Annotated in this window: 18 protein-coding genes and 1 other RNA gene; 4 read left to right on the top strand and 15 right to left on the bottom strand. The window is 45.9% G+C overall.

Annotation, left to right across the window (positions count from 1 at the left end):
• Positions 1-15: 15 nt before the first annotated feature.
• The 8 genes from mraY to rsmI all read right to left on the bottom strand — a co-directional run bounded on the left by mraY (position 16) and on the right by rsmI (position 8,760).
• Positions 16-1,098: a phospho-N-acetylmuramoyl-pentapeptide-transferase gene (gene mraY / locus L1D55_RS07165; protein ID WP_008223690.1), complete on the bottom strand. Its 1,083-nt coding sequence runs from the start codon at positions 1,096-1,098 to the stop codon at positions 16-18.
• Entirely contained in the window at positions 1,095-2,468 is a 1,374-nt protein-coding gene (gene murF / locus L1D55_RS07160; RefSeq protein ID WP_239916979.1) for a UDP-N-acetylmuramoyl-tripeptide--D-alanyl-D-alanine ligase, read from the bottom strand. The genes mraY and murF overlap by 4 nt, the downstream gene beginning before the upstream one ends.
• Positions 2,468-3,952: a UDP-N-acetylmuramoyl-L-alanyl-D-glutamate--2,6-diaminopimelate ligase gene (murE, locus tag L1D55_RS07155; RefSeq protein ID WP_239916978.1), complete on the bottom strand. Its 1,485-nt coding sequence runs from the start codon at positions 3,950-3,952 to the stop codon at positions 2,468-2,470. The genes murF and murE overlap by 1 nt, the downstream gene beginning before the upstream one ends.
• 18 nt (positions 3,953-3,970) lie before the next feature.
• The gene (locus L1D55_RS07150; RefSeq protein WP_008223684.1) at positions 3,971-5,728 is read right to left on the bottom strand and encodes a peptidoglycan glycosyltransferase FtsI; all 1,758 of its coding nucleotides are present in this window, start codon (positions 5,726-5,728) and stop codon (positions 3,971-3,973) included.
• Positions 5,725-6,042: a cell division protein FtsL gene (gene ftsL, locus L1D55_RS07145; protein WP_017062901.1), complete on the bottom strand. Its 318-nt coding sequence runs from the start codon at positions 6,040-6,042 to the stop codon at positions 5,725-5,727. The genes L1D55_RS07150 and ftsL overlap by 4 nt, the downstream gene beginning before the upstream one ends.
• A 3-nt stretch (positions 6,043-6,045) precedes the next feature.
• Positions 6,046-6,996 carry a 16S rRNA (cytosine(1402)-N(4))-methyltransferase RsmH gene (gene rsmH, locus L1D55_RS07140; protein WP_239916977.1) on the bottom strand — a complete coding sequence of 317 codons (951 nt, stop codon included), beginning with the start codon at positions 6,994-6,996 and terminating at the stop codon, positions 6,046-6,048.
• Between the two features lie 228 nt (positions 6,997-7,224).
• An RNA gene (gene rnpB, locus L1D55_RS07135) (RNase P RNA component class A) lies at positions 7,225-7,664 on the bottom strand.
• A gap of 229 nt (positions 7,665-7,893) precedes the next feature.
• Positions 7,894-8,760, bottom strand: coding sequence for a 16S rRNA (cytidine(1402)-2'-O)-methyltransferase (gene rsmI, locus L1D55_RS07130; RefSeq protein WP_239916976.1), 867 nt, complete (start codon positions 8,758-8,760; stop codon positions 7,894-7,896).
• 61 nt (positions 8,761-8,821) lie between these two features.
• On the opposite strand from rsmI, the gene L1D55_RS07125 reads away from it, so the two are divergent.
• Genes L1D55_RS07125 through L1D55_RS07110 form a run of 4 tightly spaced genes read left to right on the top strand, consistent with a single transcriptional unit; the run spans position 8,822 to position 12,239 of the window.
• On the top strand, positions 8,822-10,639 hold the full coding sequence (locus L1D55_RS07125) for a penicillin-binding protein activator (protein ID WP_239916975.1): 1,818 nt from the start codon (positions 8,822-8,824) through the stop codon (positions 10,637-10,639).
• Positions 10,626-11,024 carry a YraN family protein gene (locus tag L1D55_RS07120; RefSeq protein WP_239916974.1) on the top strand — a complete coding sequence of 133 codons (399 nt, stop codon included), beginning with the start codon at positions 10,626-10,628 and terminating at the stop codon, positions 11,022-11,024. The genes L1D55_RS07125 and L1D55_RS07120 overlap by 14 nt, the downstream gene beginning before the upstream one ends.
• Positions 11,025-11,026: 2 nt before the next feature.
• A complete protein-coding gene (locus L1D55_RS07115; RefSeq protein WP_004729817.1) occupies positions 11,027-11,617 on the top strand; it encodes a phosphoheptose isomerase in 591 nt (196 codons plus the stop codon).
• A gap of 16 nt (positions 11,618-11,633) precedes the next feature.
• Positions 11,634-12,239, top strand: a complete 606-nt coding sequence (locus L1D55_RS07110) for a BON domain-containing protein (RefSeq protein WP_239916973.1) — start codon at positions 11,634-11,636, stop codon at positions 12,237-12,239.
• Positions 12,240-12,338: 99 nt separating this feature from the next.
• Here L1D55_RS07110 and sspB read toward each other — a convergent pair whose 3' ends face one another.
• The 7 genes from sspB to rplM all read right to left on the bottom strand — a co-directional run bounded on the left by sspB (position 12,339) and on the right by rplM (position 17,328).
• The gene (sspB, locus tag L1D55_RS07105) at positions 12,339-12,833 is read right to left on the bottom strand and encodes a ClpXP protease specificity-enhancing factor (protein WP_275665265.1); all 495 of its coding nucleotides are present in this window, start codon (positions 12,831-12,833) and stop codon (positions 12,339-12,341) included.
• Positions 12,834-12,838: 5 nt separating this feature from the next.
• Positions 12,839-13,474 (bottom strand): stringent starvation protein SspA, encoded by a 636-nt coding sequence (gene sspA / locus L1D55_RS07100; protein WP_004740754.1) that lies wholly within the window; start codon positions 13,472-13,474, stop codon positions 12,839-12,841.
• A 97-nt stretch (positions 13,475-13,571) separates the two neighbouring features.
• A complete protein-coding gene (locus L1D55_RS07095) occupies positions 13,572-14,309 on the bottom strand; it encodes a cytochrome c1 (protein WP_128162042.1) in 738 nt (245 codons plus the stop codon).
• Complete coding sequence (locus L1D55_RS07090; protein WP_128162044.1) at positions 14,306-15,571, bottom strand: cytochrome bc complex cytochrome b subunit; 1,266 nt, start codon at positions 15,569-15,571, stop codon at positions 14,306-14,308. The genes L1D55_RS07095 and L1D55_RS07090 overlap by 4 nt, the downstream gene beginning before the upstream one ends.
• Positions 15,571-16,161 carry a ubiquinol-cytochrome c reductase iron-sulfur subunit gene (petA, locus tag L1D55_RS07085; RefSeq protein ID WP_004740757.1) on the bottom strand — a complete coding sequence of 197 codons (591 nt, stop codon included), beginning with the start codon at positions 16,159-16,161 and terminating at the stop codon, positions 15,571-15,573. The genes L1D55_RS07090 and petA overlap by 1 nt, the downstream gene beginning before the upstream one ends.
• A 330-nt stretch (positions 16,162-16,491) precedes the next feature.
• Positions 16,492-16,884 (bottom strand): 30S ribosomal protein S9, encoded by a 393-nt coding sequence (gene rpsI / locus L1D55_RS07080; protein WP_004740758.1) that lies wholly within the window; start codon positions 16,882-16,884, stop codon positions 16,492-16,494.
• A gap of 15 nt (positions 16,885-16,899) precedes the next feature.
• Complete coding sequence (gene rplM / locus L1D55_RS07075; RefSeq protein WP_004740759.1) at positions 16,900-17,328, bottom strand: 50S ribosomal protein L13; 429 nt, start codon at positions 17,326-17,328, stop codon at positions 16,900-16,902.
• Between the last annotated feature and the right edge of the window lie 198 nt (positions 17,329-17,526).

The following is a 17,526-nucleotide window of genomic DNA, read 5'->3' as shown; positions in this document are numbered from 1 at the left end:
GAGGCTCACATAGGATTAACGAACTTTCAGTGTCGCTAAACCAATCAGTACCAACACCATTGAGATGATCCAAAAGCGCACGATAACACGTGGTTCCGGCCAACCTTTCAGTTCATAGTGGTGGTGAATCGGTGCCATACGGAAAATACGTTGGCCACGTAATTTGTAAGAGCCAACTTGCAGGATTACTGACAAGGTCTCCATTACAAACACACCACCCATGATCACTAATACCAACTCTTGACGAACAAGTACCGCAATCACACCTAACGCACCACCCAGTGCTAGAGAGCCAACATCGCCCATGAATACTTGTGCTGGGTATGTGTTGAACCATAGAAAACCAAGGCCAGCACCAACGATAGCAGTACATACCACAACCAGTTCAGAGGTATATGGGATGTATGGAATGTGTAGGTATGCTGCGAAGTTAACGTTACCTGTCGCCCAAGCGATAACAGCAAAACCCGCTGCAACCATAACCGTTGGCATAATCGCCAAGCCATCTAGGCCATCAGTTAGATTTACTGCGTTACTGGTACCCACAATAACAAAGTAAGTTAGAACAATGTACAGTAAACCAAGTTGTGGCATCACATCTTTAAAGAAAGGCACCACTAATTGTGTTGCTGCAGTGTCTTGCCCATGAGCATACAGAGCAAATGCCACTACTAAAGCAATCGCCGACTGCCAGAAGTACTTCCAACGAGCAATCAGACCATCAGTGTTCTTACGAACAACCTTACGATAATCATCAACAAAACCAACTGCACCGTAACCGCCTAGCACGACAAGCACGGCCCAAACGTAAGGGTTTGATAAATCAGCCCAAAGCAATACTGTAATAATGATCGCAGCAAGGATCATCACACCACCCATGGTTGGTGTACCACGTTTGCTGAAGTGAGACTCAGGGCCGTCGTTACGAACAACTTGGCCAATTTGCAGCATTTGCAGACGCTCAATTAAGCGAGGTCCCATCCACAGCGACAGGCATAAAGCCGTCAAAATGCTCGCGATTGCACGAAACGATAAGTATTCGAACAAACGGAAAAAAGAAAAGTGTGGCTGTAGTAGCTCTGCAAGCCAAATTATCATGAAAAGTTCTCCTTTAAAGCAGCGGCTATTTTACTCATTCCTGCACTATTGGCGCCTTTTACCAACAAGGTATGTGGCACGTTTTCTGGCAAGCTCAAGTGCTGCTCTATGTGCGCGATCATAGCTTCATGCGTTGCAAAGTGAGTGCCGTTACACACTTCACTAATCACCTTGGTATCATCACCGTAAGTGAGTACATGCTCAAAAGCGAATGGGGCAGCATATTCACCGACTTGACGGTGAAGTGCAAGGCTTTCATCGCCTAATTCAGCCATATTGCCTAGAATCAACCAACGCTGACCTTTGAAGCTCGACAGCAATTTAGCTGCAGCCTTCATTGCCGGTACGCTGGCGTTATAACTGTCATCTATCAGCTTGATATTCTGACTTAATTGTTGAACCTCAACTCGGCCTTTCACAGAGATAAGATTCGCTAAACCGCTTTTAATTTCTGCAAGCGTGGCACCGAATTGAATGCTCAGTGCAGCTGCCGCTAATGCGTTTGCCACATTGTGCTGACCGATAATGCCAAGTTCGACATCAATGGCACCTTGCGGAGTCTGCATATCAAAACAAGCTTCACCCTGCTCATTAATGCGAATATTCGTCGCAAAGTAATCTGCCGTGTCATCACTTTCGGAAAAGGTCAGTACGCTTTTATCTGCAAGCACATCTTTCCAGAAGTCACCACCATTGCTCTCTAGGTTAACAATAGCAGTATCAGCAGCAGCAAGCCCCTGAAAGATTTCGCCTTTCGCTTGCTTCACACCATCAATAGAACCAAAACCTTCGAGGTGTGCCGCCGCGACATTGTTCACCAAAGCAACCTGTGGTTTAACAAGCTGAGTGGTATAAGCAATTTCCCCGATGTGATTGGCGCCTAATTCGATCACCGCGTAATCATCACTTGGCTCACTGCGTAGCAGAGTTAACGGAACCCCAATATCATTATTAAAGTTACCCGCTGTAAACAGCACCTTGCCACGTTGCTGCAAAATGCTCGCAACCATTTCTTTTGCAGTTGTCTTGCCGCAGCTGCCTGTAATCGCCATAGTTGGAACATTACATTGCTCGTGAATCCAAGCACTTAGCTGACCTAAAGCAAGTTTAGTGTCTTCAACAACAACTTGAGTAATATTTAGGTCAAGTTTTCGTTGGACTAATAACGCACTCGCATTGGCCTCAACAGCCTGGCCGCAAAAATCATGCGCATCAAAACGTTCACCAACGAGAGCAACAAACAACGCACCTTCTTCAACGGTGCGAGTGTCGGTAGACACCGCATTGATCAAACTATTGCTCGATTTGCCAGCCTCTATCAGCTGACCGTTCACCGCTGAGCAGATCTGCTCGAGTGATACATCAATCATTATGAAATACCTAAAAGTTGTAGCGCAGACTCTCGATCCGAATAGTGGATCGTTTTGTCTTTCAGTACTTGGTAATCCTCATGGCCTTTACCTGCCAGAAGAATAATGTCGTTATTACCCGCCTGCTCTAAAGCAAACTTAACCGCCTGATAGCGATCGTGTTCAACAAAGGCGGCTTCAGGCTCACTTAAGCCGGCCAGCATGTCTTTAACAATCAATGCAGGATCTTCGCTGCGAGGGTTGTCATCTGAAATAATAATGTTGTCGGCGAACTGCTCTGCGGTCACCGCCATCATTGGACGCTTGCCAGTATCTCGATCACCACCGCAGCCAAAGATTGCCCATAGTTTTCCAGAGCAGTGAACTCGCAGTGCTGCTAATGCTTTCTCTAGTGCGTCTGGTGTATGCGCGTAATCGACCACTACTTTTGCTTTGTTTGGTACTTGGAACAATTCCATGCGACCAATAACCGGTTGCAATTGAGGTGCTGTGTCGATCAAAGTTTGCTTGTCGATGCCTAGTGAAAGTAATGTCGCGAAAGCAACCAATACATTTGATGCGTTGAACTGGCCAATTAAAGGAACAGACAGTTGCCCCTGCCCCCAGCTACCATCAAAAGCGAGTTTGATACCCGTCTCAGCATAAGCAACATCCGAAGCCCATACTGACTGCTGGTAGCCCGATAGCGGAAGCAATGACACGGCTACCGCATTAGACAGATCTGCCATCCAAGCTTTACCGACTTCATCGTCCACATTAATCACAGCGTGCTTACACTTATGCTGAGTAAACAAGCTCTTCTTAGCCAGTGCGTACTCTTCCATCGTACCGTGGTAATCCAAGTGGTCACGGCTCAGGTTGGTAAATACACCAACCTCAAAGTCCAACGCCTTGACTCGGCCTTGAACCAAACCATGAGAAGAGATTTCCATCGCGGTATAAGCGGCGTTGTCTTCAGCTAACTCACTCAGTGTACGCTGTATTTCAATCGCACTACCGGTCGTATTAGCCGCCGTTTTGAGGTTATCTAGAAAACCGTTACCCGTGGTGCCCATTACCGCAGAACGTTGACCCACTAGGTCTAGCCACTGAGCAATCAATTGAGTGATGGTGGTTTTGCCATTGGTGCCAGTCACGCCAATAAGCTTGGTTGCTTGAGAAGAGTAAACTCGACCTGCAAGTTCAGAGAGAATTGAATTTAGCTCTGATACATAAACCACAGGCACTGCATTTAACCATTCAGCCAAGCCGTGCGCTTTGTCATCACTTGCTTGTGCAATGACTGCCTTTGCACCTTGAACAATGGCTTTGTCGATAAAACGACGACCATCGACGGCGTGCCCTACAATGGCAACAAAGATATCACCGTCCTTGATGGCACGACTGTCGAGCTCCAATTGCTCAACCTCAATCGACGCTAACTCGGGAGCACTAAAATCTCCCCAAGGAGAAAGTAAAGATGACAGCGTGAGGCTATTACTCATATTGAATCCTGATTAGCTCTATTCTTGAAACTTGTTTTCATCAGCAGGGACATTCAGAATTTGCAGTGCGCCCTTCATGATTTCAGAAAAAACAGGGGCTGCAACCGAGCCACCATAGTAGAGGTCACCTTGAGGTTCATTGATCATCACAACCAAAGAGACTCTTGGATCACTCACCGGAGCAACACCAGCGGTATAGGCGAAGTACTCGTCTCCATAACCACCGGAAATAGCTTTTCTAGATGTACCTGTTTTTGCTGCTACTCGGTAACCCGGCACGGCAGCTCTTGTCGCTGTACCGCCCTTTTGGGTTACGCCTTCTAGCATGTTCAAAACCAACTCAGCATTTTCGCGCTTGATGATCTGTTTTGAGAAATCTTGGTCGTTGCTTTTAACGATATGGATAGGTTCGTAAACACCGTGATTCGCTAACGTCGCATAGGCATGAGCCAGTTGAAGTGGAGTAATCGCTAGGCCATAACCAAAGGATAAGGTCGCAATTTCAAACTTAGACCAACGTCGACGGTTCGGGAAAATACCGGCAGTTTCACCGACTAAGTTCAGCCCAGACATCTCACCAAGGCCTACTGAACTGTACATACCCAGTAGCGCTTCAAGCGGCATATCCAGGGCTAATTTCGCCACACCGATGTTACTCGACTTCTTAAGGATTAACGCCAAGTCTGCCTTACCAACTTTGGAAGTATCACGTACACGGCTACCACCGATTTGCATGATGCCGTTGCCCGTATCAATCACAGTATCAGCATCTGCCGTGCCATTTTCGAGAGCGGCTAGAACGACAAAAGGCTTAACCGTCGAACCTGGTTCAAAAGCATCAGTGATTACGCGGTTACGCATCTTAAAGCTTTGTAAATCAGCACGATTGTTTGGGTTGTAAGACGGCGCGTTGACCATGGCCAAAACCGCACCCGTTTTTACGTCTAATAAAATTGCAGAGCCAGATGTCGCCTTGTGATCGGCTACCGCCTGTTTAATCGCTCGATAGGCGATGGCTTGTAAGCGCTGATCGATGGTTAATTCGAGTGGTTTACCTTCTTCACGCTCTTCTAGTGCAATGTTTTCAACCACTCGCCCGTAACGGTCTTTACGGATTGTACGTTTACCTGCTTCACCCGTTAGCCACTTATCGTAACTGCGCTCGACACCTTCTAGGCCGTGTCCGTCAATTCCGGTCACACCAATAAGATGCGCGCTGACTTCACCAGCAGGATAATAACGACGTGATTCTGCTTTAAGACCAATACCCACCAACTTTAAGTCGCGGATGTATTTAGCCATCGCGGGGCTAACTTGTCTTTGTAGGTAGATAAAACGACGAGACTTGTCGCTGGAGATCTTGTTGATCATCGATTGTCGATCTAAGCCGAGTACATCAGCTAGCGCATACCAACGATCAATTTGGGCCATGCCATTTTTATCGAAAATGGTTTTCGGGTCAGCCCATACCGCTTCAACAGGCACACTAACAGCAAGTGGTTCGCCATTGCGGTCGGAAATAATACCGCGGGCAGAAGGAATTGCCTTAACACGTACAGAACGAAGGTCACCCTGACGAATTAAGTTATCTGGTTCAATTACTTGGATGTAAGCCACACGACCGACTAATACAGAAAAGGCAACCAACACAAAGGCAATAACGACGTTGAAACGCCATTTAATCAGAATTGGATCCGAGTCCTTTTCGCTCTTCACTCGCTCTTTCGTTGGTTTCTTAACGGCTTTCGCGGGTGCTTTTTCCTTTTTTCCGGTCATTTCAGTGTGATCACAACTTCTTTGTCGGAGTCTGGACGTTTCATGTCTAACTCTCGTTTTGCCGATGCTTGAACGCGACTGTGTTCAGCCAAAGCCGTCTCTTCAAGCATTAAATTTCGCCATTCATTATCAAGCTGTTCACGCTCACTCAATGCCATGTCTTTTTGCGTGATTGCCTGACGTGACATGTGTGTCGTGAGAACGACCCCCATCGCGCTCGCGAAGATACAGATAAGCAACACCAATGGGACTTTACCCACGGAGATCAAATCAAAAAATATTATCTTGGCTAAGTTCGGCTTGGAGGTCTTCATTGACTATAGCTTTTCTGCGATTCGTAATACTGAGCTACGTGAACGAGTGTTCTCATCCACTTCGCCTTTCGATGGTTTGATCGCTTTACCTACCGGCTTAAGAACAGCACTGCCTAGTGCTTTGATCTGCTCTTCCGTTAAAGGGAGGCCGTGAGGCACTTGTGGGCCTTGGCTCTCTTTACGAATAAAGCGCTTCACCATACGGTCTTCAAGTGAGTGGAAGCTAATAACAGACAGGCGACCTTCTGGAGCAAGAATACTTGCTGCTCCTTTTAGTGCCGTGTCGATCTCTTCCAGTTCACTGTTAATGTAGATACGGAATGCTTGGAAAGCTCGTGTTGCTGGGTGCTTTTTCTCTTTGAAGCTTTTTGGTGCAACATCAGAGATAAGCTTAGCCAACTGACCAGTACGAGTTAACGGCTCATTCTCTTCATTTTCTTGATAAGCAATGATGCCTTTTGCGATACGACGGGCGTGCTTATCTTCACCAAACTCACGAATCACCCAAGTGATATCATCAAGATCCGCTTCTAGTAGCCACTGAAATACAGGGATACCCGAAGTTGGGTCCATACGCATATCTAGTGGGCCATCTTTCATGAAACTGAAGCCACGTTCAGCGTCATCAAGTTGCGGAGAAGAAACGCCTAAATCCAGCAGAACACCGTCAACTTTACCTACTAAATCATAACGCTCAGCGTATTCAGCCATGCCTGAGAATGGACCGTGGATGATAGTAAAGCGAGGGTCATCAATTTTTTGTGCTTCTGCAATCGCTTGTGGATCGCGGTCGATACTAAATAGTCGTCCATTCTCGCCCAGTTTAGACAGGATTGTACGGCTGTGACCACCACGGCCAAAAGTACCATCGATGTAGGTACCGTCAGGTTTGATCGCAAGTCCGTCAATAGATTCGTTAAGCAATACTGAAATATGTTTGAATGCTTCTGTCATAGTCTTCTCAGTGAGTGGATTGAGCCATTAGTTCGGCAATAATTTGTTCTGTTAACGTTTTAGTGTACTGATTTCACGCTGTATCTCCACCATATTGTGTACAGGCTTTGGGAATTTTTGACCCAAGCTCATACCAAGATGACGGATTTTAAGGAAATCTAAATAATTTACGTCAATATAAAGCAAAAAACCCATCACTACCGTTAAGTAATGATGGGTTCTTAAAATGGGTGGAGTTGACACATACGCCGGGTTCTGTTCCGCTTGCGCGGCGGTAACCATTCGTCTAGGCCTGCAATCGCTCACAGGCTCAAGCAATCTACCCGCCCCCATACGCGAGCAACGCAATGTGAGGGCCTATTTGATCTTGCTCCGGGTGGAGTTTACCTTGCTACGAACTGTTACCAGTCGCACGGTGCGCTCTTACCGCACCCTTTCAGCCTTACCTGTGCCCCTTCAGAAGAAATGAGGCCATCGGCGGTCTTCTCTCTGCTGCACTTGTCGTGGGCTCACGCCCCCCAGACGTTATCTGGCACCCTGCTCTATGGAGCCCGGACGTTCCTCCCCTCTGCCAGTCTCCCGAAGGACTTCAACGTCAGTTTCCCGAAGGACCTCAACGTCAGTCTCCCGAAGGACATCGGCAAAGCAGCGATTACCCGTTCAACTCCGAGGGCGGATTGTATAGAGATTAGTGTGCAGTGTCTAGCGAGATCACAAATATGGTGCAAACCAATGATTAACTGATGGGGAATTGACCTAAAGAGCGGATACGGGTGGCGAGATTCGAGATGAAAAAAGAGCTAAGAGCGGATTAGAGTGCTGTGATGAGAGATACAGATAAAAGAGGCTCATTACGGGCTCTTTTATCTATATTTGTGTTAACTGCTTAAAGAAACATTAGCCATCCAGGTGCTCTAGGCCCCATTTGTACAGCGCGTTCTTTTTCAGGTTGTAGATTTCTGCTGTCATTGCCGCCGCTTTTTTAAGAGGCAGTTCTTTGGTCAGAATTCCCAGCGTGCGAGTCGCTTCATCTGGTAGTTCTGTGCTCACTTCTTCACGGTGGCCATGAATCAAAAGAACCATCTCGCCGCGCTTACGGTTTGCGTCCTCTTCAATCCAATCAATCAGCTCACCAAGAGGCAGGCCTTGAATAGTTTCGAAAGTCTTAGTTAACTCACGCGCCAACACAACTTCACGGTCAGGACCTAAAATCTCAAGCATATCTTGAAGAGAGTCAGAAATACGGTGCGGTGATTCGTAGAAGATGCACGTGCGCTCTGCTTTTGCGATCTCTAGGAACTTATCTTTACGACCTTTACTCTTAGGCGGTAAGAAGCCTTCAAAGCTAAAACGATCCGATGGTAAACCTGACGCACTTAACGCGGTAATCACCGCACAAGCACCAGGAAGTGGCACAACTCTCACACCCGCTTGACGACATTGTGATACAAGATGGTAACCTGGGTCACTGATTAAAGGTGTACCCGCATCAGAGACTAATGCGATAGACTGACCTTCTAATAACTTTTCGACTAGAACTTGAGCTTTAGTTTGTTCATTATGATCATGTAAAGCGAACGTTCTGGTTGATATATTGAAGTGAGCAAGCAGCTTACCCGTGTGGCGTGTGTCTTCGGCTGCAATAACATCGACACTTGATAAAATTTCAATTGCTCTTTGAGTGATATCTCCCAAATTTCCGATTGGGGTAGGCACAATGTAGAGAGTTGGGCTCTCTGTGAGCAAGGTTTTGTTATCTGTCATTTGTTTACCATCACTTCAACGATTAATATAGATACAAATTTATACGGAATTTAAAGAACTCATGGCAACGATGAACCATAAGAGACTCAGTGTACCACGCTTACTAACTCCAATTGCATTGGCAATTACATTGGCGGCTTGTTCTTCAGGTCCGCAAGCACCAACAAGCGTAGATATTACACTAGATCCAGTGCAATCCACTGAAAGTTACATGATGCAAGCGGATAGTAGTAAAGGAAGCCTACAAAACGACTGGTTAATCATGGCGCTTAAAGCTTCTGTGCAAGCTGGCAAAACCGACCAAGCGACTCTGCTTATCAAACGCTTAGCAAAACAAGAGCTCACTGAAGTTCAGCAAGCAGAATGGCAACTCGCTCGAGCTCAACTGTTGGTGAATAACTCACAGCCGGATCAAGCGTACAGCCAACTAAACTTCCAGCCTTGGTGGAAACTGCCAAACGAGCAGTGGAAAGATTACCACGAGCTGCGCGCGAATATTTCAGAGATGCGAAGCGAGTATTTCGAGGCGAGCCGTGAACTTGTTCTTTATTCTGAGTACGCAGAAGATAACGACGAGATCCAACAGCAAACCGCTGGTCGAATCTGGCAAAATCTAAATAGCTACTCTCAATATGAGATTCTAGAGCTAAAAACGTCGCCGACGGAAGACGTTTTAGCCGGTTGGTTACAGCTCGCTATTTATATGAAGACGCTTAACTCGAACCTTCCAAACCTACAAGAGACCTTGTCTGATTGGTTAGCCGAAAACCCTCAGCACCCAGCGGCGACTTACACACCGCAAGCAATCACTGACATCCTAGCGTTAGAGATCAGCAAACCAACAAGTACTGCACTGCTGCTGCCGCTAACGGGTAAATATGGCAAGCAAGCACAACTGGTACGTGATGGTTTCATCTTTGCGATGATGAATGACAAAGAGCGTGAAGAAGATGCAACGCTAACGGTTATGGATACCAATGTTCAAAGTGCCGCTGAGATTAAAGCGACGCTAGAAGAGAACAATGTTGATTTCATCGTTGGTCCTCTGATTAAGAGCAACATCACTAAGCTTCAGCAAGCACAGAAAAACCACGAGAATTCAATCCCGGCTTTAGCTTTGAATATTCCAACTCAGCTAGAACCTGACACCAATATTTGTTACCTCGCTCTATCACCTGAGCAAGAGGTTGCTCAAGCAGCGAAACACCTATTTGCTCAAGGCTACAAATACCCACTGATTCTGGCTCCGAAGGGACGCCTTGGTGATCGTGTTGAGCAAGCGTTTAAGGAAGAGTGGAAGAAATACAGCAACAACGATGTGGCAATTAGCTTCTTCTCTGATAAGCGCCAACTTCAACGTAACGTGAATCAAGTCTTCGGTCTACAAGAGAGCCAACAGCGTATCGCGCAAATGGATAACCTACTTGATCTAGACCTAGAGACCGAACCACGCAGTCGTCGTGATATCGATTCTGTCTACATCGTGGCTAAGAACTCAGAGCTAACGCTGATCAAGCCTTTCATTGAAGTTGCGATCAACCCAGACGCGAGCCAACCTGCTCTATTCTCTAACTCACGCAGTAATAGCGGTGATAAGCAGTATGAAGACCTAACAGGTGTATTCTACAGCGATATCCCACTGCTGGTTGAAAACAAAGGTGAGCTGAACAAAGAGCTTAACGAACTATGGCCTGCACATTCAAACGGCCAGAAACGTCTGCAAGCGTTGGGTATGGATGCATACTACCTAATGGATGCGCTACCACAGATGAAAGCCGTGCAAGGTTACAGCATTCCGGGTGAAACTGGCGTGTTAACCATCGACAACAACTGTGTAGTACAACGTGAAATCAGCTGGGCAGAGCATGGGGCTTTTTAGCCGAACGTTCTTATCCAAAGCAACGGTCACCCATAAACAAGTGGGTGATCAATACGAGGCCGTGGCAAAGGCCTATCTGACCCGCCACGGTTTATCGTTAATTCAACAAAACTTCATAGCAAAATGTGGCGAGATTGATCTTATAATGCGCCATAACAATACGATTGTGTTTGTTGAGGTAAAATACCGTAAGCAAACTCGCTACGGACATGCCGCTGAGATGGTGACAGCGAAGAAGTCACAACGGCTACTCAAAACAGCCCAAGTGTGGCTGATGCAGCAAGGCTTGTCGGTACACTCCACAGATTTCAGGTTTGATATCATTGCCATTGAAGGGCCAGATGATCATATCAACTGGATTCAAAACGCGATTACCCAAGGATAAACATGCTAGACAGCATTAAAGAAAGTTTTACAGAAAGTATTCAAATCCAAATTGCGGCTGCAGAAGCACTACCAGACGCAATCACGCACGCAGCTCAAGCTATGGTTGCGACCTTACTCAACGGAAACAAAATCCTATGTTGTGGTAATGGTGGTTCTGCATCAAACGCTCAGCAATTTGTATCGTGCCTACTTAACCGTTTTGAAACCGAGCGCCCTAGCCTACCAGCAATGGCTCTTACCGCTGATAACACCACGCTTACTGCGGTTGCAAACGACTACCACTACGAAGAGATCTTCTCTAAGCAGGTACGTGCGTTTGGTCAAACGGGTGATATTTTACTGGCTATCTCTACTAGCGGTAACAGCAAAAACATCATCAAAGCGATGGAAGCAGCGGTAACTCGTGACATGACGATCATCGCTTTTACCGGTAAAGACGGTGGTGAAATGGCAGGTTTGCTTGGTGAGCACGATGTTGAGATTCGCATCCCATCACACCGTACTGCACGTATTCATGAAGTGCACATGGTGACACTGCACTGCCTATGTGACCTTATCGATCAAGTACTCTTCCCTGCTCACGAAGAGTGATATACGGAGCATCACAATGAAATTATTTACCTCTAAGACGCTATTCAAGCTGATTAGTGTTTCGCTACTTACACTATCTTTATCTGGTTGTGCTGGCATTTTCATTGCTGGTGCAGCAACCACAGCAAACATTGTCACTGACACTCGTACCACCAAAGAGATTTGGAACGACAACAATATCGAATTTGAAGTCGCAGCAATCACCAATAAACAGCCATACCGTGGTAGCGTTCGTGTTACTGCCAGCTCTTACCGCGGCTCTGTGGTGTTAATGGGTCAAGCTACAACAGATGCTGAACGCCGCTCTTTTGAAAGCCAAGCGAAAGATGTACCTGGTGTTGAAACGATTCACAACCAGATTCGCGTGAAAGAACCTCTATCAGTTAGCGCTATCAGCAAAGACAGCTGGATTACCACTAAAGTGAAATCAGCTCTGCTGGCTAACTCTGAGCTTAACGGCATCAAAGTGAAAGTGATCACTGAAGATTCAGAAGTATTCTTACTGGGCTTAGTATCTCGTGAACATGCAGATATCGCGACCGAAGTAGCACGCAACATTTCAGGTGTGAAGCAGGTAATCCGAGCATTTGAATATGGTGAAGACGAGACAGCCGTTAACTAGCGATTAAGCTGAAACTGTACAGAGTTCAGCAGGAAACAGAAAAGAAAAAAGCAGCGGTGAGTCGCTGCTTTTTTATTGAATCGTTATTTATAACTAACGTTATTTGATAACACGAAGGCTTGGGCGACCTTTCGCTGGGCGAGGAGGCTCAGGATCTGAGTCTGGCTCTTCAGCTTCTGGTTCAGCCGTTGCAACACTCAAAGATGGGCCTTTTTCTGGCTCTTCGAAAGGACCTTCTTCAATCCCTTCTTCAAGCGAAGTCATGTAAGCCTCTTCAGGTTCAAACATGGTACCAGCACCATTCTCACGAGCGTAAATCGCTTGTACAGCATAAAGTGGAACGATCACAGAATGAGGACGACCACTAAAACGAGCACTAAACGTTACTGCTTCGTTACCCAGCTCAAGTTGCCCAACCGCGCGAGACGCGATGTTCAGAATAATCTGACCATCTTGAACAAACTCTTCTGGAACTCGCACACCAGGTAATGTTGCTTCAACAACAAGGTGCGGAGTTAATTCGTTATCAACCAGCCAATCATAAAATGCACGTAGCATGTATGGTCGGCGTGGTGTCATATTTGAAATATCCATAACGCTTAGCGAACTAGTCGCATCTCGCGCTCAGCTTCTGTTAGAGAAGCAAGGAATGAATCACGTTCAAATACGCGGTTCATGTAAACTTTAAGCTCTTTAGAACCAGGGCCAATTAGCTCGATACCAAGCTCAGGTAAACGCCATAGTAGCGGAGCAAGGTAGCAATCGATTAGGCTGAATTCTTCGCTCATGAAGTACTCGTACTCAGCAAAGATAGGAGCAAGAGTCAGTAGATCGTTACGTAGTTTAGTACGTGCTGCTTCAGATTCTTCAGCATTGCCTTTAACAATCTTCTCTGCAACTGAGTACCAGTTACGCTCAATACGGTACATCATTAGACGGCTGTTACCACGAGCAACAGGGTATACAGGCATCAATGGTGGATGAGGAAAACGCTCATCTAGGTATTCCATGATGATCTTAGAGTCGTAAAGAGCAAGCTCGCGATCAACAAGAGTTGGTACTGATTTGTACGGGTTCAGTTCAACAAGCTCTGCTGGAAGATTTTTTTCATCAACCAACTCAACTTCAACACTTACGCCTTTTTCAGCAAGAACGATGCGCACCTGATGGCTATACATATCAGAAGCACTTGAGAAAAGAGTCATTACAGAACGTTTATTGGCAGCTACAGCCATGGAGCCCTCCAGTACACTTTAAATAAAAACAATGGAGGCCTAAAGCCTCCATTGAACATTAACATAATTTGGGAATTAGCACGGTATTATAGCACAATTAGTGCACATCACGCCAATACTCTTTCTTCAGTAGAACCACGATGATCGTGAACAGTACTAAGAAAGCCATTACCCACCAACCCATTGCGTGACGCTCAAGTTTCACAGGGTCGCCTGAGTAAACAAGGAAGTTTACTAGGTCACGAACTGCGTCGTCGTACTCACCAGCACTTAGCTCACCAGAACCGTCAGTTTCAGTACCAACAACCACTTCAACCTCTTCACCATCTACGATGTGAGTTTCGTAGATTGGCGTTGGGATACCTTGTAGTTCTTCAAGTACGTGCGGCATACCTACGCTTGGGAAAACAATGTTGTTCACACCAAATGGACGAGATGGATCTTCGTAGAAAGTACGAAGGTACGTGTATAGCCAATCTGCACCACGAACACGAGCAACCAAAGTTAGATCTGGTGGCGGAGCACCAAACCAACTTGCCGCTTGCTCAGCTGGCATAGCATTAACCATCAAGCTACCAATTTTCGCTTCTGGGTCGAAAATCAGATTTTCCTTCATTAGATCTACAGGGATCTCTAAATCATTCGCAACACGCTCATAACGTTGGTACTGCGTTGAGTGACAAGCGAAACAGTAGTTCATGAACATCTTAGCGCCATTTTGCAATGAAGCTTTGTCCGTTAAGTCATTGTTCGCTTTGTCTAATGGTACGTTTGCACCCGCTGCCATCGCCAAAGACGGCAACATAGCAAATAAAATTACAATCCACTTTTTCATTTGAATGTCACCCTTTCTGGTAATGGTTTCGTCGCTTCATTTTTACTGTAGAACCACAGTAGAACGAAGAACATGAAGTAACCTAAGCTAAAGATTTGTGCTAATAGCGTGTATGTTGGCGTTGCTGGAAGCGCACCAAGTACACCAAGCGCAATAAAGCTTATTGTGAATTGGATGATATTAATCAAATGCAATTTGCTACGGTAACGGTACGAACGTACTTTACAACGGTCAAACCACGGTAGTAGGAATAGCACAACAATTGATGCGCCCATCGCTACAACACCTAGCAGTTTATCTGGAACCGCACGTAGGATTGCGTAGAACGGTGTGAAGTACCATACAGGAGCGATGTGCTCAGGTGTCTTCAGTGGGTTCGCAGCTTCAAAGTTAGGCGGCTCAAGGAAGTATCCACCCATTTCTGGGTTGAAGAACAGCACGTAACAGAAGAAGAATAGGAAACCAGCAACACCTACCATATCTTTCACAGTCCCGTATGGGTGGAAAGGAATAGAGTCGATGATGTCGTATTTCTTAGTGTAATCCTTGTGGAATGGGAACTGAGTTTTGTAGTCGTCGCCCATTGTACCTTTAGGAAGTTTAGTCTCGATACCGTCTGGGTTGTTCGAACCCACTTCGTGCAGTGCTAGTACGTGAAGTACGATAAGCAGCAGAAGTACGATTGGTAGCGCGATAACGTGAAGTGCGAAGAAACGGTTCAGCGTTGCACCAGAGATGATGTAGTCACCACGGATCCAAAGCGTTAGGTCATCACCGATAACAGGAATCGCACCAAACAGAGAAATGATTACCTGAGCACCCCAGTAAGACATTTGACCCCATGGTAGTAGGTAACCCATGAAAGCCTCAGCCATAAGCACCAAGAAGATCAACATACCGAAGATCCAAAGTAGCTCACGAGGTTTTTGGTAAGAACCGTAGATTAGACCACGGAACATGTGCAGGTAGATAACTACGAAGAATGCAGAAGCACCCGTCGAGTGCATGTAACGTAATAACCAACCGTATTCTACGTCACGCATGATGTATTCAACTGAAGCAAACGCACCATCACCAGACGGTACGTAGTTCATTGTTAACCAAATACCCGTAAGGATTTGGTTAACCAATACCAACATTGCCAAAGAACCGAAAAGGTACCAAAAGTTAAAGTTCTTAGGCATTGGGTATTCAGATAAGTGCTTTTTGTAAGCATTCATCGCGGGTATGCGTTTTTCAACCCAGTCTAGTAGTCCTTGCATTATGCATCTCCCTCGTCAATACCGATCAGGATCTTGGTGTCGCTTAAATACATATGCTTTGGCACAACAAGGTTCAGTGGTGCAGGTACGCCTTGGAATACTCGACCAGCCATATCAAATTTCGAACCATGACACGGACAGAAGAAACCAGACTTAACACCTTGTACTTGTTCTGCGAAAGAATCAGGTAGGTAAGTCGGAGAACAACCTAAGTGCGTACAGAAACCAACAGCAACGAAGAATTCCGGCTTAATTGAACGGAATTCGTTCTGTGCGTATTCTGGTTGTTGTTCAGCTTCAGATTGAGGATCACGAAGTTGACCACCGATAGATTTTAGGTTTTCTAGTACCGACTCAGCACGGCGTACAACCCATACAGGTTTACCTTGCCACTCGACACGAACCATTTGTCCCGGTTCTAACTTGCTGACTTCCACTTCCACCGGTGCACCCGCAGCTTTCGCCTTGGCACTCGGATTCCATGATTTAATAAAAGGCACGGCTACAGCAGCAGCTCCCAAACCACCAACAACGGCTGTTGTTGCGGTTAAGAAACGCCTGCGACCGTTATTTAAAGGCGCGTTGCTCATCCAAACATTCTCCCATTTGCTCCTTGTGGATTGAAATTATTCCGATTAAAGAGCATGGCTAACAAAATATGTATTTAGTTCTATTTATTGACGGCAAATGATAAATAAAACCCTACTTTTTGACAAGATAAAGCTACCTTTTTGTAACAATCATGAGGCAAAGCGCACATTGGGTTACAAAAGCTTTCAAAATATAAGAATTTGGAAATAAAACGAGAGGGGGAAAGCGTTTAGCGGGGGTAGAAAAACAAAAAGCCCGGCATATAGCCGAGCTTTGAACCACAATTCCAGTAATAAAACTGGAAGCGTATACTTTTTCGTAAAGAAAAATTAACGCTTAGAGAATTGAGGTTTACGACGTGCTTTACGTAGACCAACTTTCTTACGTTCAACGCAACGAGCGTCACGAGTAACGTAGCCAGCTGCACGTAGAGCAGGACGTAGAGTTTCATCGTACTCCATAAGAGCGCGAGTGATACCGTGGCGGATTGCGCCAGCTTGACCAGAAATACCACCACCAGAAACAGTGATGTAAAGGTCAAGTTTCTCAGTTAGTTCAACTAGCTCAAGAGGTTGCTTAACAACCATACGAGAAGTTGGACGACCGAAGTAAACATCAAGGCTACGCTTGTTGATTACGATCTCACCAGAACCTGGTTTGATGAAAACACGAGCTGCTGAGCTTTTGCGACGACCAGTGCCGTAGTATTGATTCTCTGCCATTTTCATAATCCCCAATTAGATGTCTAGTACTTGTGGTTGTTGAGCAACATGGTTGTGCTCAGCACCAGCGTATACTTTTAGCTTACGGTACATAGCGCGGCCTAGAGGACCACGTGGTAGCATACCTTTAACAGCTAGTTCTAGAACCATTTCTGGCTTCTTGTCGATCAGCTTTTCGAAAGTGATAGACTTAAGACCGCCTGGGAACTCAGAGTGACGGTAGTAAACCTTACCCTTAGCTTTGTTACCAGTTACAGCAACTTTCTCAGCGTTAACAACGATGATGTAATCACCAGTGTCTACGTGAGGAGTGTATTCTGCTTTGTGCTTACCACGAAGGCGAGAAGCGATTTCACTTGCTAGACGACCAAGAGTTTTACCTTCAGCGTCTACAACATACCAGTCGCGTTTTACAGTTTCTGGTTTAGCAACGAAAGTTTTCATGCTAATAATTACCTATTTAAAAAATTTACACTTAAGGAATACTCGCGTATTCCCACTGTCTAAGAGTCACCATTCATCACCCCTTCGAGTGTTGGAAAACTCTTGGCATAACGTGATTTAACTCATCGTTAGAGGCCCGCAGTAACGGTAGGTCGCAGGATTATAGAGAAGAGCGAAGAAAAAATCACCTCTTTTTGA

The sequence above is a fragment of the Vibrio sp. Isolate22 genome (genome assembly GCF_022398115.1).
In the GTDB taxonomy this organism is placed as follows: Bacteria; Pseudomonadota; Gammaproteobacteria; order Enterobacterales; family Vibrionaceae; genus Vibrio.
This window is presented reverse-complemented; position numbering and strand designations above follow the sequence as displayed.

What these genes read in the sequence shown, in the direction of transcription:
- L1D55_RS07115 (WP_004729817.1), top strand. Translation starts at nt 11,027, where the DNA reads ATGCTAGACAGCATTAAAGAAAGTTTTACAGAAAGTATTCAAATCCAA.
- L1D55_RS07090 (WP_128162044.1), bottom strand. Translation starts at nt 15,571, where the DNA reads ATGCAAGGACTACTAGACTGGGTTGAAAAACGCATACCCGCGATGAAT.
- rplM (WP_004740759.1), bottom strand. Translation starts at nt 17,328, where the DNA reads ATGAAAACTTTCGTTGCTAAACCAGAAACTGTAAAACGCGACTGGTAT.
- murE (WP_239916978.1), bottom strand. Translation starts at nt 3,952, where the DNA reads ATGAGTAATAGCCTCACGCTGTCATCTTTACTTTCTCCTTGGGGAGAT.
- ftsL (WP_017062901.1), bottom strand. Translation starts at nt 6,042, where the DNA reads ATGAAGACCTCCAAGCCGAACTTAGCCAAGATAATATTTTTTGATTTG.
- sspA (WP_004740754.1), bottom strand. Translation starts at nt 13,474, where the DNA reads ATGGCTGTAGCTGCCAATAAACGTTCTGTAATGACTCTTTTCTCAAGT.
- sspB (WP_275665265.1), bottom strand. Translation starts at nt 12,833, where the DNA reads ATGGATATTTCAAATATGACACCACGCCGACCATACATGCTACGTGCA.
- petA (WP_004740757.1), bottom strand. Translation starts at nt 16,161, where the DNA reads ATGAGCAACGCGCCTTTAAATAACGGTCGCAGGCGTTTCTTAACCGCA.
- L1D55_RS07120 (WP_239916974.1), top strand. Translation starts at nt 10,626, where the DNA reads ATGGGGCTTTTTAGCCGAACGTTCTTATCCAAAGCAACGGTCACCCAT.
- L1D55_RS07110 (WP_239916973.1), top strand. Translation starts at nt 11,634, where the DNA reads ATGAAATTATTTACCTCTAAGACGCTATTCAAGCTGATTAGTGTTTCG.
- L1D55_RS07095 (WP_128162042.1), bottom strand. Translation starts at nt 14,309, where the DNA reads ATGAAAAAGTGGATTGTAATTTTATTTGCTATGTTGCCGTCTTTGGCG.
- murF (WP_239916979.1), bottom strand. Translation starts at nt 2,468, where the DNA reads ATGATTGATGTATCACTCGAGCAGATCTGCTCAGCGGTGAACGGTCAG.
- mraY (WP_008223690.1), bottom strand. Translation starts at nt 1,098, where the DNA reads ATGATAATTTGGCTTGCAGAGCTACTACAGCCACACTTTTCTTTTTTC.
- L1D55_RS07125 (WP_239916975.1), top strand. Translation starts at nt 8,822, where the DNA reads ATGGCAACGATGAACCATAAGAGACTCAGTGTACCACGCTTACTAACT.
- rsmI (WP_239916976.1), bottom strand. Translation starts at nt 8,760, where the DNA reads ATGACAGATAACAAAACCTTGCTCACAGAGAGCCCAACTCTCTACATT.
- rpsI (WP_004740758.1), bottom strand. Translation starts at nt 16,884, where the DNA reads ATGGCAGAGAATCAATACTACGGCACTGGTCGTCGCAAAAGCTCAGCA.
- L1D55_RS07150 (WP_008223684.1), bottom strand. Translation starts at nt 5,728, where the DNA reads ATGACCGGAAAAAAGGAAAAAGCACCCGCGAAAGCCGTTAAGAAACCA.
- rsmH (WP_239916977.1), bottom strand. Translation starts at nt 6,996, where the DNA reads ATGACAGAAGCATTCAAACATATTTCAGTATTGCTTAACGAATCTATT.